Origin of the sequence: Serratia sp. T13T92 (assembly GCF_047530105.1) — a bacterium.
GTDB lineage: Bacteria > Pseudomonadota > Gammaproteobacteria > Enterobacterales > Enterobacteriaceae > Chania > Chania fonticola.
Window position 1 is genome coordinate 1 of record NZ_JBLJAK010000051.1, and the last position, 15,273, is coordinate 15,273.

Below are 15,273 nucleotides of genomic sequence, written 5' to 3' on the forward strand. Positions count from 1 at the left end.
GTAAAGGTGACGTCAAAGCCTGGCACTGGGTTGCCGTTCGCATCCTTCACCGGCAACTGCACGAGGTTCACATCGCTGCCGTTGGCCACGGTGCTGCCCGTTTCCGCCGTCAGGCCGTTCTCATCGATCTTGGCCGTGCTGTTGTCGGCTACGAAGGTCAGGTCGGTGCTGCTGGTCACGCCGCCCACGTCCGCTTCCACCTTCACACTGCCTGCCTTATCGCTGGTCACCGGCAGAGAGGCGATACCGTTCTCGTCGGTGGTCACCGTCTGCTGACGGGTGCTGCCGTCGGGGTTGGTCACGGTAAAGGTGACATCAAAGCCCGGCACTGGGTTGCCCTGTGCGTCTTTTACCGGCAACTGCACGGTGTTGACATCGGTGCCGTTGGCCACGGTGTTACCCGCTTCCGCCGTCAGGCCGTTCTCGTCGATGGTCGCCGTGGCATTGTCCGCCACGAAGCTCAGATCGGTGCTGCTGGTCACGCCGCCCACGTCCGCTTCCACCTTCACGCTGCCCGCTTTATCGCTGGTCACCGGCAGAGAGGCGATGCCGTTCTCGTCGGTGGTCACCGTCTGCTGACGGGTGCTGCCGTCCGGATTGGTCACGGTAAAGGTGACGTCGAAGCCCGGAAGCGGGTTGCCCTGCGCGTCCTTCACCGGCAACTGCACGGTGTTGACGTCGGTGCCGTTGGCCACGGTATTACCCGCTTCCGCCGTCAGGCCGTTCTCGTCGATCTTGGCCGTGCTGTTGTCGGCTACGAAGGTCAGGTCGGTGCTGCTGGTCACGCCGCCCACGTCCGCTTCCACCTTCACGCTGCCCGCTTTATCGCTGGTCACCGGCAGAGAGGCAATGCCGTTCTCGTCGGTGGTCACCGTCTGCTGACGGGTGCTGCCGTCCGGCTCGGTCACGGTAAAGGTGACGTCGAAGCCCGGGATCGGGTTGCCGTTCGCGTCCTTCACCGGCAACTGCACGAGGTTCACATCGCTGCCGTTGGCCACGGTGTTACCCGGTTTGCCGGCCAGCCCGTTCTCGTCGATGGCCGCCGTGGCATTGTCCGCCACGAAGCTCAGATCGGTGCTGCTGGTCACGCCGCCCACCTCCGCTTCTACCTTGACGCTGCCCGCCTTGTCGCTGGTCACCGGCAGAGTCGCGATACCGTTCTCGTCGGTGGTCACCGTCTGCTGACGGGTCGAACCGTCCGGGTTGGTCACGGTAAAGGTGACGTCAAAGCCCGGCACTGGATTGCCCTGTGCGTCCTTCACCGGCAACTGCACGGTGTTGACGTCGGTGCCGTTGGCCACGGTGTTACCCGGTTTGCCGGTCAGCCCGTTCTCGTCGATCTTGGCCGTGCTGCTGTCCGCCACGAAGCTCAGGTCGGTGCTGCTGGTCACGCCGCCCACCTCTGCTTCCACCTTGACGCTGCCCGCTTTATCGCTGGTCACTGGCAGAGAGGCGATACCGTTCTCGTCGGTGGTCACCGTCTGCTGACGGGTCGAACCGTCCGGGTTGGTCACGGTAAAGGTGACATCAAAGCCCGGGATCGGGTTGCCGTTCGCATCCTTGACAGGCAACTGTACGAGGTTCACATCGCTGCCGTTGGCTACGGTGTTACCCGGCTTGCCGGTCAGGCCGTTCTCGTCGATCTTGGCCGTGCTGCTGTCCGCCACGAAGCTCAGGTCGGTGCTGCTGGTCACGCCGCCGACTTCTGCTTCCACCTTCACGCTGCCCGCTTTATCGCTGGTCACCGGCAGAGAGGCAATGCCGTTCTCGTCGGTGAGCGCCGTCTGCTGACGCGTGGTGCCGTCCGGCTCGGTCACGGTAAAGGTGACCTCGAAGCCCGGGATCGGGTTGCCCTGCGCATCCTTCACCGGCAACTGCACGGTGTTGACGTCGCTGCCGTTGGCCACGGTGTTACCCGGTTTGCCGGTCAAGCCGTTCTCGTCGATCTTGGCCGTGCCACTGTCCGCCACGAAGGTCAGGTCGGTGCTGCTGGTCACGCCGCCCACGTCCGCTTCCACCTTCACGCTGCCCGCTTTATCGCTGGTCACCGGCAGAGAGGCAATGCCGTTCTCGTCGGTAGTCACCGTCTGCTGACGCGTGCTGCCGTCCGGGTTGGTCACGGTAAAAGTGACATTAAAGCCTGGGAGCGGGTTGCCCTGCGCGTCCTTCACCGGCAACTGCACGAGGTTCACATCCGTGCCGTTAGCCACGGTGTTACCCGGTTTGCCGGTCAAGCCGTTCTCGTCGATCTTGGCCGTGCCACTGTCCGCCACGAAGCTCAGATCGGTGCTGCTGGTCACGCCGCCCACGTCCGCTTCTACCTTGACGCTGCCCGCTTTATCACTGGTCACCGGCAGAGAGGCGATACCGTTCTCGTCGGTAGTCACGGTCTGCTGACGGGTCGAACCGTCCGGGTTGGTCACGGTAAAGGTGACGTCGAAGCCCGGCACTGGGTTACCCTGTGCGTCTTTCACCGGCAACTGCACGGTGTTGATGTCGGTGCCGTTGGCCACGGTGTTACCCGGCTTGCCGGTCAGGCCGTTCTCGTCGATCTTCGCCGAGGCATTGTCTGCCGATAAGGTTACGGTAGCCTCTTTCACTGCTATCGCTGACCCGGATACGTTTGCCGTGATCTTCACTGCACCCACGCTGCTGCCAGCAGTGAAAGTGGCAAGATAGACACCAGGGCGATCTTTAGATTCGCTTACTTCACCTATGGCATGAGGAATGGGTTGTGCTGTGGCAGAGGCAGGACTGATTTTGCTTGCCGCTGATGGCGGCTGGAATTGGCTGTTCAGCGTAATCTGCCCGGCGATCCCACTGATTGGACGACCGCTACCATCTTTCAGAGACAGTTCTACTTGCGTTGTTGAGCGGCCATCTGCAGGCAAACGCGCATTCTTAATCATCAGATTAGAGGTTGCTGCAATACCAAAACCGGTAACTACGACTTCCCCTTGAGCAGGCTCAGAACGGTTACCCGATTTATCGATGACGGTCACGCTGATAGGATAGTTATTATTTCCCAACAGGTTATAAGATGGCAACACGGCTTGCCACCCCTGACCATTAGGGATGATTTTCCCGCCAGCGGCGGTAAACAGGTCTGCTTTCCACTCAAATGAAGCAACACCATGCTTACTGGTGACGGTGATCGGTAACTCAATAGTTTGGCCGGAATCCCCCTGTAACAGCGGATCCATCACCACGCTCAGTAACTTCTGCTCACGATATTGCAGAACAATTTCATTATTGCGGTCTACCAGATCGTAGCGGCTGCCTGCCAGCGTACGTTTTGCTGCCATATTGGCCGGATCGAGCTGTTTTGACAGTTCAGTGCCAAAGGAATAATTGAGGGAAAGATTGAAACGAGTATCCTCCATACCGCTGGTTCCCTGCTTGTGGTCTACGCCGAAGCTAACCAATGGCACAGGAGAATAATTCACACCGAAAGTGACGGCAGCAGGATCGGACTGGCGCTTATCTTTACCAAATAAACCGACTTCATCACCAAAATACTGCTCATAAACCAGCTTGCCACCCAATTGTGGCATCGATGGCAGATAGGCTTCTGTACGGATATCAAAGCCATTAGCGGCTTTTTCATCAAAACCGTCCAGATCGCGCGAGTTCTTCCAACCACTCACACCAAAATAGCCGTTGGTAGCAATACGCAGGTAATCACGTGCATATTCAGCACCAATACCAATGCGTGAGTGACTGCCTTGGATATCACGATCCAGGAAGAGGTTATAGCCAAACATTTGCTGATCGATAAAATGACGTTGCCCTATGCCAGCGTTGAGCGTGAGGCGGTCGTCAATATAGCGCGTACCCAGTTGGCTGAAGGTAAGCAGGCTTGGGGTATCTTGCAGGGGTAACAGAACGTCTAATTGGCTGCCTTTCAGATTAAGTTTGTCATCCAGGTTTAATTGTACTTTGGCAGTACCAAATTGATTCAGCCAGTTTTCAACGGCGTCATTCGCGGTACTGGTCGCAGCACCACGAGCGATAGATTCGGCCTGTTTGGTTGGGTCACCGCTGGCTAACACGCCCGCCAAACGGCTTGCTGCCGTCGCAACTGCCTGTTCATCCTCAGTATGGGTATCTTTCGCCGCCATGACTGCCGGGGTATAGGCAATACTCATCGGGAAAACCACTTGGGTAACAATGTTAGCCCAGGCTAACAATGTGGCTATCCGAGATTTTTTAAATGCTCCAGCCTTGCGGCGTGAAGGTAAATCGTGCTTTTTCACTGCAACTACCTTATAGATAAATTGAAAAGACATACTTGTAGGAGAGGCCCAATGCATCAGGCTTACCTGTTTTCAAGTATTTAAAGGATGTTTAGCTTAATTAAAAACAATACTAATCATTAAGTTATGACTTGAGTGATAATCAAGACGTGACTCTTGCATCAATAAAATGGATATCTGAATTAATTACCTGGAATTGAAATTAACAAATTAAATCAATGAGATAAAAGCCACTAATAAAAAGATAAAGATCCTCCCCGCAAAAGATGATTTAGAGAATTAACTGTAAATACTGATAGGTGAAATCATCGCAAGCAAAAACCTCGACCTTCCGTGATTAAGTTAATGTCCAGCTTCAGTTTTCATGGGAAATGTTCATTGCAGGATAATCATTGGTCTTCTGACTATGATAACTTCATGGCTGTACTTTTCCCTGTTCATCTTGCCACCAAATTTTCACCATTGTATTGGGTATCTTAAAAAACGCAAATAAAGTAATTTTTATCGGTGATAACATAATTTCAATAGATAGCGCTTTCAGTTATGGACTGAGTATTAACTTCTCCTATCACTGATAAAAACATATTGGCTTGTAATCGTTGTTGTGTGGGACTATATTCACCACGCACATGAGCGGTGCTTCTAAAAACTCAGTTGCACCTAGTAAATGCTCATGCACCCCATAATACTTAATATGGACCAAGGCAAATTGCGCTAAGCAGACTGCAAACAATCCTTTAATAAGGGTTTTTTTCACCCTGTTTGGTTTGAACAGGCAATTCAAAGCGATCCTTGATGACAAGGACGTCTGTTAGTTTTAATAATAAGGAAAGTCACAATGAAAAAGCTCCTTCTGTCTGTTGTTGCTACAGCTCTGCTGTCGGCCGGTATGGCGCATGCCGCCAATGGCGTGAAAAAAGAAATTACCATCGTAGCTAACATCAACGATGCTATTTTTGTTTCTAAGCCAGACGGTAGCACCTGGTATGACAAAGAAGAATTGTTTGCCAAAGATTATACCCAGACTGAGTTTGCTTCTAACGATCTGCCAGTGCGTGTTTACACCACCGACAACGAAGTCAACGTATCTCTGGTTCAACCACTGACCATTAACCGTGCTGATGGTGCCCAGTTGTCTAACGTTGTGGTCAATTTTGCGGGTAAAGCCGTCGTTCAGGGTACCCCGCTGAAAGTTATGCAAACCACTACCGCTCCAGGTGGATATGACAACACCTATACGCTTAAAATCGATGCCAAAGCGCCAACCAATGCGACCGGCAGCACCAATGGTTCATACCAGGGCGATCTGGTCATGTTGTTCGAGCCAAAGGCTTAATAACGTTACCCTCTTCATACGTCTAGTTGCCTCTGTGTTGACGGTTATTACTCGCCCATTCTTGGGGGAGGTACCCTGCGTCACCTTCATGCAACTCGAATTATTTTAGGGTAGATATCGTAAAGCGTTAAGTGACGCTTAATTGCGTAATAAATTTAGGGTTATCTCCGGATAACCCTAATAGCATACGAAGAACGCCATCTTCTGTTTTTATAACGGAAGCTTTCTGTATATCTAGTGCAAAAGAATAGATAGGGTGTGGCTTGTTAATTATTAACATCAAAAAATTAATAATAGGTTACTGGCCGTGTTGTTGAGTCTCTATATATGGAATATAAGATGGGCAGAAGTATCCCAGGATGGGCAACAGGTTTATTATTATTGACTCCGTCAGCAGCCACTTATGCTGAGGGAGCTCAAATTGAATATCAGGTGCCCGCAGGCTTCTCTGAGGCCGAGCAGGATTCCTCCATGCAATTTCTCGCCACCCTCGACAGCACCCCTCTACCTGGCCCGGTCAGTTGGTCTGCCCAGCAAAATCGGCTCACTTTTGATGAGGCGCTTTATCGCCAAAATGGGATTTCAACCGAGCAGATCGAGCTGCTGAACAAGGTACTGGCACAGATACCTTATGCGGTCTGCCCCAACGGCTGTGACTATACCATCAAGGGCCAAACCGTCTCGCTCGACAAGGTCAAGCAGTCACTAACTATCACCGATGGCAGCAAGCGTTACGTGCAGCCCCAGACAATGATGGGCTTCATCCACAACCAATCGCTGGATGTGCGCACCGCATCCAACGAGTACCGTGCTGTTTCCGCCTTCGGTCAGGGTTACCTTGGTCTGCCTTCACAGAGCTATGGCTACCTGAGCTGGTATTACAACGACAGCAAAAATTTCGATACTCGGACCACCGATCAGGGCGTCAGTACCTGGTATTTGCAGAAGAATTTCGCCAATACCTATCTGCGCAGTGGCCGTCAGGACAGCCGCGATACCGCAGCTGGCAGCGTCAGCACGTCACTCAACCCGAGCTTTGACCAGTTTGTCACCTTGGGCAGCCAGGACAACCTGAAACGCGACAACCAGTCCGCTGGCAAGATGGTGCTGTTCGCTACCGCTGACGGTGACTACGAGTTCTATCGTGATGGCCGTCTTATCCGCCGTCTGCCTGCGGTGATCGGCCGTAACGAGATTGACTATAACCAGTTACCCGGCGGCTTCTATAGCGTCGAGGTCAGATTAGTCAATCGCAGCGGCCAAGTGGTGAGCAGTGAGAAACAACAGATTGCCAATATCAATTACGGCGGCAGCACTGGCTGGTATGTCACGCTGGGTAAAGAGCTTGATACAGAGAAAAGCCTCCTCAGCGCAGGGGCCAGCTTTCAGACCAACTGGTTTGCGGCCAGCAGCGCACTGCTAAAAGGGACCGGCAACCGTTGGGCGATGGAGCATAACCTCACCCGACCAATGCAAGTCGCGGACATGGAAGTGACGCCGACCGTAGGCGTGATGGCCGGGGAAAAACGCGTTGGTGGCTACGCCAGCCTGAGCGCAGGCAACCAGCAATTGGGTTACCTGACCGCCTCGCAGTACCAGAATACCGCGGTGTCCGAGTTCTACCCGGCTAACAACAGCACCGCATTTGGCTATAGCCGCCAGTTCGGCCCAACCCGCCTAGGCTACAACTACAGCCGCTATAGCAACAGCGAACGACATCAGTTGCAGAGTACCTGGAACTGGCGTGGCAACGGGGTTTGGGCGGTGATCGCCATGGGTGTGCAAAAAGGTGGCTATGACAACAGCAGCAACAATTACGGGCTGTACCTGAATACCACCATCATGCTGGACCGCAATACCGGCACCCTGAACGCCGCCTATAACAACGGCAAACTCTATACCGGTGGGAGTTACGCCCGTGAATTTGAGGACAGCACCGGTACCACCACCGCCGGTATTGACTTCAGTGACGTTGGCCGCACCAACGCGGTTGGCTTGAACGCCCGCCGCAACGGCACCCGTGGGGATGCTTCTTTACGCGTTGGGGTCGACGACCATATCACCAGTGGCAGCTTCAACTACAACGGCATGTTTGCCGCAAGCCAGGATGGCTTTGCCTTGGGGCGCACCAGCCCTAGTGGTGCCGCCATGCTGGTTCGTACCCCGAAACTGGGTGACGCGAAATATGGCTTCAAGGTGGAAGGCAACCCGGTTGGTGGCGGCAGTACCTATGCGGTGCCATTAGCCAGCTATCAGGACGTGACTTTTGCCCAGGCGCAGTCGGTAGATGCAGACATGGACATGAATATCCGTCTGCCCGCCAACGTGGTACGCGCCCACCCTGGGCAGGTGTATCCGGTGCAAGCCGAGGTGGAAATGAACCTGCTGTATAACGGCTTCCTGGTCAACAACCATGGGGGGCCGGTGAGCGGCACGGTAAGCGAGACCGGCGATACGGTCTACCCGAATGGCCTGTTCTCGCTGGCGTCCACGACGTTGATTAAAGAAATCACCGTGACCGGTAAGCAGGGGCGATACCGCTGCGACATGACAAAACCAAAAGATAAACGCTATCTCTGTATAGCAGGTTGAAACGGATATCCCTGAGGATGTCGCCTGCGGGAACAGCGAAGAATTGATGAGAATGAATAAGGAAAACCATGATTAAACAATTGCAGTCTGCGCTGGTAGTCAGCCTTCTGGCTCTAAGTTACCTGGCCCATGCTGATGGCCAACTGATGGTAATGCCAGCGCGTAGCACCGTCGAGGGGCAGCAACCCCGTACCGTACAGGTCAGCAACCTCGGCGATAAACCACTTTATCTGAAGGTGGATCTGATGCGTGTCGAGAACCCTGGTGAGACCCCGGAGCGCAAGACAGCCATTGGTGATATCACCGTCCCTGAGATGATGGCCAGCCCGGCCAAACTGACGCTGGGGCCGGGCCAGAAACGCGATATCAATCTGGTCGCGTTGAAAGCACCCGCCAGAGAGACGCTCTACCGGCTGTATATCGTCCCGGTGTCCAGCATCAAGGTGGTAGGAGATGAAAACAAAGAAAAAATCAGCGCCCCACTGACCTTCGGTGTGGCTTATGGCGTTTTGGTCCATCACTTGCCTTCTTCAGGGGGACAGACCCGGGCCTGGAGCCATCAATGCACAGCAGGCGGTTTGCAACTGACGTCCAGTGGTAGCGTGCACTCGTTATTCAAGCAGCTGCAAGCGACCCCGGCAGACAATATGGCAAAGGAACAAAAAGTGTTCCCGGGCACACCATTGGTGTTCCCGGTGAAAACCCTGAAAGGAAACGCCGATGGCCAGCCGTTTGACATCCGTTGCCCGTGAGGTCACAGGACTACTGCTGTGCTTCCTCCCTTTGGGGGCAGCACAGGCGCTAATTGATATCAGTCCGAAAATTGTTGAGATGCGGGGTGAACAGGCGGTGGTACAGGTCAGCAACACCGGCGATTCGCCGGAATTTGTTGGCATCACTCTGTTTGAGATCGGTAATCCCGGCGTGCCTATCGATGAGGAACAGCTGATACCTCTGGGGATGAGCAAAGATCCTTATCTGTATGCTGCACCATTCAAACTCTCGCTGGGGCCACGCCAGCAGAAACCGGTGCAGTTAACGGCGCTTAAACCGCCGGAAAGAGAAAAAGTGTACCGCCTGGCGGTTATTCCCCAGCAAAAAGCCAGCATTAGCGGTACCCGAGACAATGTAATGTTGGTCAGCCTGGGGTTTAACGGCCTGGTACGCCAGTTGCCGGTTAAGCAGGTTGCTACCTGGCAGCACAGTTGTGAAGCCAGCAGTCTACAGTTGCAGGCCACCGGCACGGTGCGAGTAGAATTCAGCGAACTAAAGCTGAATGGCCAAGCCGTGGATGATTTTAATGTCTACCCCGGCACGCCAAGGCAAATGGCAGGGAGCACATTGAGTGGTAATGTGCAGAACAAGCCCTTCAGCCTCCAGTGCAGCAAATGAGAGCAGACAATAAAGGGATGAACAGCATGAAGTTATGGCAGCAGGCGATAATGGCAGTCTTACTGCTGACTGGGAGCACGGTATATGCTGCTGACACCGCGCTGGGCAGCGTGCCCATCAGCATTACCCTCACCAATCTGGTTCAGATCACGGTAGAGAAACCGGGCGGTGGTTGGTATGACACATTAACACTCAGCAACAGCGTGGGCAGTGACATCACGCGCTATCAGGCTCAGGTACCGGTTCAGGTCAGCATCCGCAATGGGCAAGACTTTAGGGTCTCACTGGTTAATCCGCTGATACTGACTCATGAAACCGACACCGCTCTGGCTTTTACCACCGAACAAGTAGGGTTTGGCAGCAACGCAACTACGCTAAAACCACTGGGCGCTACGCCGGTAGATTTCAGCAATCCTACACAGGTGGGAGGCACCTCGACGGGCAGCTATCTGCTTTCCGTCTCCGCCCGCCAGCCTACAGGTGTGCAGGGGAAGATATCAGGCAATTACGTCGGTAAACTGATAATGATGTTTGAAGTTAAAGTTTAAGAAAAACTAAAACGCCCTTGCGAATACAGCAATGGCGTGAGTTGAAAAAATCAATTGGAAGCTTACGCGCTAATCGCGAGAGAGATATGAAGATAATAGTAAATTTATCGCGCTTGATGGCTTGCTCTCTGCTGGCATTAAGCACACACGTAATGGCAACTCAATATACTCAAAACATCACCGGTTGCTCTGTTACCAAATTAGGAACTAATAAGTTTCAGGCAAAATTCACCTACGTAGTGACACCAGTGGCAGGGGGGAGTGTGACTACTCGGAGTAACTTTTATGTCGAAGTGCCAACCACAGTCGGTACAAATTTAATCGTTCATCCACAAAATAGCTCTACTAGCACTTTTAGTAATGTGGTTGCCAATGCTAACTTAGGTTATAATATCAGCACTCGTGGATTGAGTTTTTACGGCATTCCGAACGCTAACGTAATTATGTTCAGTTCGTTTATTTCCATAGATTTTACTACGGACACTGCGGGAGCATATCCGGGTTTACGTGCCCGCCTCACAAACGAAAACACGGGCGGAGCAAGTCAGACCAGCGTTATGTATATTGCGGCTAATGGATGCCAGCTTTCTATAACGAACATTCCTAAGCCTGAAGATGTCGATACACCAGAGCCAGCATTCACTATGAGTTCGGCGGTGTGGCAGATGAATACTCTTGATGTAAGCAATTTACCCGATATTTCGGCAAGTGGAAACGGTTATGCAGCATCGATTAGTAATATCGCCAGCAATAATCTGTGTATCAACTATGTAACGGCAGGGGTAAAAAATAAAGCCTATGCGTTGAGCGTAACAAACACCTCAAGCATGCAGGGTGGACGTAGTTTATTTACCCTACAAGGCACTGCTAGCCAGTTGTTTTATAACCTGCAGTTGGCCAGCAACGACGGGGTGACGGCAAACGACTTCAGTTTCCCAACTGCAAGCGCTAAATACATCACATTAACGCAGACTGCCAGTAGTACCCCTAACCGTAGCCAGATGTGTTGGACGCCAAAGATCAACCTGTTTAAAAACGCGGCGACTAAGGAAGGGATGCACACGGGTAGCGTAAATTTTGTCATCAGCCCCAAAGCATAATTCAATATTCACTTTATTTAGTTTTTATTGATTATTAACAAACCCCAGATGGGGAAGCGGAACGATTTATCCTCAAGTCACTTCAAGTTGCGGCTAGTTGCCACCGCGGCAACTTGAAGGACGACGGGTAAAGCCATTGATTACTCGACCGCCCTGGACCAAGGATAGATCTTACATTCCCATTGCAGTTTATCTATCATGGTCCTGGCATGCATCGTCAACGGCAAACGATGAGAATAGATAAAACTGTAGGACGCATCGGGTAATTGCTCTTCGATCGGTATTATGCACAACTGCTGGCTTAGATAAGGTACCCGAAGCATCTCTTTCGCGGCCACGGTCAAAAAGCCAGCATTCATCACCATCTGCAACGTGATGGCCGCCGTGTCCCCTCGAATAATAGTCTGTGAGTTCTCTTCCCCTTCGGGGAACAACAGTGCATCAAGTTCACCGAAGTAACCTATTTTCGCTGTGGGTAAATACCATTTGGCCTGTTTGAGCTGGCTCAGCGAGGTACTCTTAGCCAATGGATGATCTCGGTGTGCCACCACGGCAAAAGGAGTGGTAAAGAATGGCTCTTCAATAAATTCGCTAGCCAGGATCGTTTCCGGCGACGTTGCGCCGATGACGAAGTCTAATTCTCCCCCTCGCAGGGCAGGTAATAGCTCAGAAATTTGGCCTTCCGTAAGATTGATGTTGACCTGCGGAAAGCGTTTATTAAAGCGCTGGATTGCTGCTGGCAACATGGTAAAAAAGGGTAACGACGAACTCCCCAACTCAATGGTTCCCTGAGAGGTGGCGTTAAGCTGCTTTGCTTCATTGACTGCGCGCTCCAACTCTTTCAGCACCAATTGAACTCGGGGCTCAAAAAGTTTACCTGCTTCGGTCAGTACCACGCCACGCGGTCCACGCATCAGAAGTGGAGTGCCTAACATTTTCTCAAGTTCATTCATTGATTGTGTCAATGCAGGCTGAGTCTGATGCAGGGCTTTGGCTGCAGCCCGAAAACTCCCGTGTTCGATAATCGACTGGAACACTTTAAGCTGGTTAGGTTTGGGCAGATTTTTCATAACGATGATATCTGTTTCTCACTATATTATTGATTTTTATATTCCATTATAGGGACATAAAACCCTCTTAAGACAAAACCAGTTAGGGAACGACGCTGCTATTAATTCGTTTTTATCTTAGTTAAAAACAGGCAATGACAAGATAAAGCGAGATATTGATGGCTTATCCTGATGCTGCCATGGCAACTTCCCACAAGATTGGTGGGTAATGTATTAAGGCATAGGCCTTTAATGCATCAGTAACGAACTACCACCAACAATATGCTGTTTTCCTTCCCTTTTATATCCATGAATTTATCTTACTTTACTACTCGATTTGCTATATCGCTTACAGACTAATTTGACCCAATACCCTCTCCCAAGGCGAAGCACTCTTGTTATATTTTCTTTTACCCATCAGATTCACCAAGGGGCATAATGAACGAACCCCCAGTTTGGCCAAGGCTGCACGTTTATGATGGCTTACTGTTCTGAAATCTAGTTTCAAGTCGTCAGCTATCTTTCTCGCGGTGTCACCATCCAGTAGCATGCGCAAAATCTCTAATTCACGCGGTGTGAGCATAGAGGAGCTTTTCCCGAAACTTGGCTCTTTATTCGCAGTAGTGCTCAGCAATTCCCTGCTTAACTCATCAAGCGTTATTGCCTTATTCAGTATGATACTGACGTTTCTCAACCCACTAAAGTAACATTTTAGTGGGTTGACATCGGCTATATCACCTATCAGTATCACTTTGCTGTTGGGATGCATTTTCGGCAAACGCTCTCCAACAAGTTGCAACAGTGAGGTCAGGTTATATTCACGGTTACAGACCGTTAGGATGACTAAATTCACTACCGGCAAGACGTTTAAAGCGCCCTCGCATTCTGAAAAACTGTCGCTACTGTCTACAATATCAAGAGAGACCGACAAATCTGTATCTTTAATTAATGCTTCTAACCCTGCTCGCATAAAATTACAGGAGCATTGCAAAACGACTTTTTTCCTTCTCATTACTTCCTCATGTTTTTTTGGATATGACGCTTTTGGTAAGATCCTCTTCTTAAAACACCATACTCATTGCTACTATCATTACTCTAGCAGCTACAATATTTAGCGATGAGATTGCCTCTCCCTGTAATGAAAGCCATCAGAATATTTTGTAATGCTAATAGCTTTAAGTTAAAGGTGGCACCTCAGACATTAACAAATGCAACCCTACCTTTATTTTCAGCAAGTATAGGATTTTACTTGGTCGTTGTGAAGGAAGTATTTTCTATCGGTGATAATTAAAAGTAATAAACTCACCGTATAACAATAAACTTCAGGGGTATTAAAAATAATTATAAATACGCCGTCGTTGTTTTATAAGGATTTTATTGCTTTAAATAACTTATTTTTATCACACATAGAAAAAACTATATTTACAGAGGTTATATTTAACCCCTAAAGTACACCTCGTTGAAAGGCACTTCACTTAAAAGAGAACATCATCTCTTTCTTTATATAGGAAAGGTTTAATACAGCCTTCTTATTACTGATAAGTCTGTGAGAGATAACCCTATTTGGAAGAGGTATCTCATATTATTCAACAACTAACGTACTTATTCACAGCGTCTTTTTATAAACACGGCGCTTTTTAACTGTAATTAAGGAATGTAAATGAACAAATTTATTCTGTCTGCTATCGCAGGCGTCATGCTCTCTTCTGGTCTGGCTCAGGCTGCTTCTGGCGGTACCATCAATTTTCAGGGGCAGTTAAGTAATAACACCTGCGAGGTCGTTGTCGACGGCCAAGCTAGCAACCCGACGGTTACCCTGCCAATTGTTAGTATTAGTCAACTAGGAAGTGCGGCACAGACGGCCGGGCTCACCGGTTTCACCCTGGCACTGGCCAACTGCAGCGGTAGTTTGAAAACCGCTTCTGCTTTCTTTGAAGCTGGTGCAGCGGTAGATGTGCTTACCGGCCGCCTTAAAAACACCGGTACGGCACAAAACGTCAGCCTGCAATTGCGTGATGGCACCAGTGCTTCTCAAGCGGTGATCAAAGCGGGTAGCGCGGATCAGATCAACGGCAACTCGTTTGTAAACGTCGAGTCTGGTAGCACTAACTTGCCCTATTTTGTTGAGTATTATGCTGAAGGTGCAACCACCCCAGGCACCGTCGTCAGCAGTGTTGTTTACTCTATTCAGTACAAGTAATGCCTTGAGGGAGGGGGCTCCCCCTCCCAAATAATCTACTTCAGGAGACTTTATGCGTTTTCCCTTTCATAACATTTTACGAGTAGCTGGTTTGGCCGTGGTGGCCCTATTCAGTGCTCAAAGTTTGGCAAGTATCGTGATTAATGGGACACGAGTTATTTACCCTGCGGATCAAAAAGAAGTCAGCGTCAGACTTGATAATACGGGTAATTCTCCCGTCTTGATCCAAAGCTGGTTGGATACGGGTGATATTAATGCCAAACCGGCCGCGATTAAGGTTCCCTTTATACTGAGCCCCCCAATAAACCGAGTAGAAGGAGGCAAGGGCCAGACGTTACGGATTAGTTACTCAGGGGGGGCGTTACCCATGGATAAAGAGTCGGTATTTTGGCTCAACGTACTGGAAGTGCCCGCCAAGAAACAGGCAAAATCTGATGAAAACTACCTGCAAATGGCGTTTCGCTCGCGCATTAAAGTGTTTTATCGCCCAGCAGGATTGGCAGGTAACGCGAATGATGCCGCTCAGGCAGTCACTTGGAGCGTAAAAGGCAGTAGCCTGCAGGCGTTCAACCCAACACCCTATTATGTGTCTTTTGTCAGCCTGACGGTAAATGGCAAAAAAATTGAAGGCGAGATGGTAGCACCGAGATCTGCCCTGTCTTTGGCAATACCTGCTAATAAGGGGAATACAGTGAGCGGTGAATTTGTTAACGACTACGGCGCCATTAATTCATTTAACGCCGAAATTAAATAGTCTTGGTTTAAGTTATACGCGTAATTTCTTTAACTAGTCATCCATC

11 protein-coding genes are annotated in these 15,273 nt (G+C 50.6%); 8 read left to right on the forward strand and 3 right to left on the reverse strand.

The window, feature by feature from the left end; translation table 11 throughout:
* The coding region (locus ACMV5I_RS25735) for an Ig-like domain-containing protein (RefSeq protein ID WP_414825572.1) at nucleotides 1-4,256 on the reverse strand (4,256 nt) is incomplete at its 3' end.
* 838 nt (nucleotides 4,257-5,094) lie between these two features.
* Between ACMV5I_RS25735 and ACMV5I_RS25740 the strand changes: the two genes are divergently transcribed.
* From ACMV5I_RS25740 to ACMV5I_RS25765, 6 genes are all read left to right on the forward strand, one after another.
* Nucleotides 5,095-5,592 carry a CS1 type fimbrial major subunit gene (locus ACMV5I_RS25740; RefSeq protein WP_414825573.1) on the forward strand — a complete coding sequence of 166 codons (498 nt, stop codon included), beginning with the start codon at nucleotides 5,095-5,097 and terminating at the stop codon, nucleotides 5,590-5,592.
* Nucleotides 5,593-6,063: 471 nt separating this feature from the next.
* Nucleotides 6,064-8,184, forward strand: a complete 2,121-nt coding sequence (locus tag ACMV5I_RS25745; protein WP_414825574.1) for a TcfC E-set like domain-containing protein — start codon at nucleotides 6,064-6,066, stop codon at nucleotides 8,182-8,184.
* A 71-nt stretch (nucleotides 8,185-8,255) separates the two neighbouring features.
* Nucleotides 8,256-8,936, forward strand: coding sequence for a pilus assembly protein (locus ACMV5I_RS25750; RefSeq protein ID WP_414825590.1), 681 nt, complete (start codon nucleotides 8,256-8,258; stop codon nucleotides 8,934-8,936).
* On the forward strand, nucleotides 8,905-9,576 hold the full coding sequence (locus ACMV5I_RS25755; protein WP_414825575.1) for a molecular chaperone: 672 nt from the start codon (nucleotides 8,905-8,907) through the stop codon (nucleotides 9,574-9,576). The genes ACMV5I_RS25750 and ACMV5I_RS25755 overlap by 32 nt, the downstream gene beginning before the upstream one ends.
* A 26-nt stretch (nucleotides 9,577-9,602) precedes the next feature.
* Nucleotides 9,603-10,124, forward strand: coding sequence for a hypothetical protein (locus ACMV5I_RS25760; RefSeq protein WP_414825576.1), 522 nt, complete (start codon nucleotides 9,603-9,605; stop codon nucleotides 10,122-10,124).
* 41 nt (nucleotides 10,125-10,165) lie between these two features.
* Nucleotides 10,166-11,224: a hypothetical protein gene (locus ACMV5I_RS25765; RefSeq protein WP_414825577.1), complete on the forward strand. Its 1,059-nt coding sequence runs from the start codon at nucleotides 10,166-10,168 to the stop codon at nucleotides 11,222-11,224.
* A gap of 140 nt (nucleotides 11,225-11,364) precedes the next feature.
* Here the strand turns inward: ACMV5I_RS25765 and ACMV5I_RS25770 are convergent, their stop codons facing one another.
* Nucleotides 11,365-12,294: a LysR substrate-binding domain-containing protein gene (locus ACMV5I_RS25770; protein WP_414825578.1), complete on the reverse strand. Its 930-nt coding sequence runs from the start codon at nucleotides 12,292-12,294 to the stop codon at nucleotides 11,365-11,367.
* Nucleotides 12,295-12,622: 328 nt separating this feature from the next.
* A complete protein-coding gene (locus ACMV5I_RS25775) occupies nucleotides 12,623-13,285 on the reverse strand; it encodes a LuxR C-terminal-related transcriptional regulator (protein ID WP_414825579.1) in 663 nt (220 codons plus the stop codon).
* A 648-nt stretch (nucleotides 13,286-13,933) separates the two neighbouring features.
* Between ACMV5I_RS25775 and ACMV5I_RS25780 the strand changes: the two genes are divergently transcribed.
* Nucleotides 13,934-14,473, forward strand: coding sequence for a fimbrial protein (locus tag ACMV5I_RS25780; protein ID WP_414825580.1), 540 nt, complete (start codon nucleotides 13,934-13,936; stop codon nucleotides 14,471-14,473).
* A 52-nt stretch (nucleotides 14,474-14,525) separates the two neighbouring features.
* Nucleotides 14,526-15,227, forward strand: coding sequence for a fimbria/pilus periplasmic chaperone (locus ACMV5I_RS25785; RefSeq protein ID WP_414825581.1), 702 nt, complete (start codon nucleotides 14,526-14,528; stop codon nucleotides 15,225-15,227).
* Nucleotides 15,228-15,273 lie beyond the last annotated feature (46 nt).

Coding starts and splice junctions, on each gene's coding strand:
- ACMV5I_RS25740 (WP_414825573.1), top strand. CDS start 5,095: ATGAAAAAGCTCCTTCTGTCTGTTGTTGCTACAGCTCTGCTGTCGGCC.
- ACMV5I_RS25745 (WP_414825574.1), top strand. CDS start 6,064: ATGCAATTTCTCGCCACCCTCGACAGCACCCCTCTACCTGGCCCGGTC.
- ACMV5I_RS25755 (WP_414825575.1), top strand. CDS start 8,905: ATGGCCAGCCGTTTGACATCCGTTGCCCGTGAGGTCACAGGACTACTG.
- ACMV5I_RS25760 (WP_414825576.1), top strand. CDS start 9,603: ATGAAGTTATGGCAGCAGGCGATAATGGCAGTCTTACTGCTGACTGGG.
- ACMV5I_RS25770 (WP_414825578.1), bottom strand. CDS start 12,294: ATGAAAAATCTGCCCAAACCTAACCAGCTTAAAGTGTTCCAGTCGATT.
- ACMV5I_RS25775 (WP_414825579.1), bottom strand. CDS start 13,285: ATGAGAAGGAAAAAAGTCGTTTTGCAATGCTCCTGTAATTTTATGCGA.
- ACMV5I_RS25780 (WP_414825580.1), top strand. CDS start 13,934: ATGAACAAATTTATTCTGTCTGCTATCGCAGGCGTCATGCTCTCTTCT.
- ACMV5I_RS25785 (WP_414825581.1), top strand. CDS start 14,526: ATGCGTTTTCCCTTTCATAACATTTTACGAGTAGCTGGTTTGGCCGTG.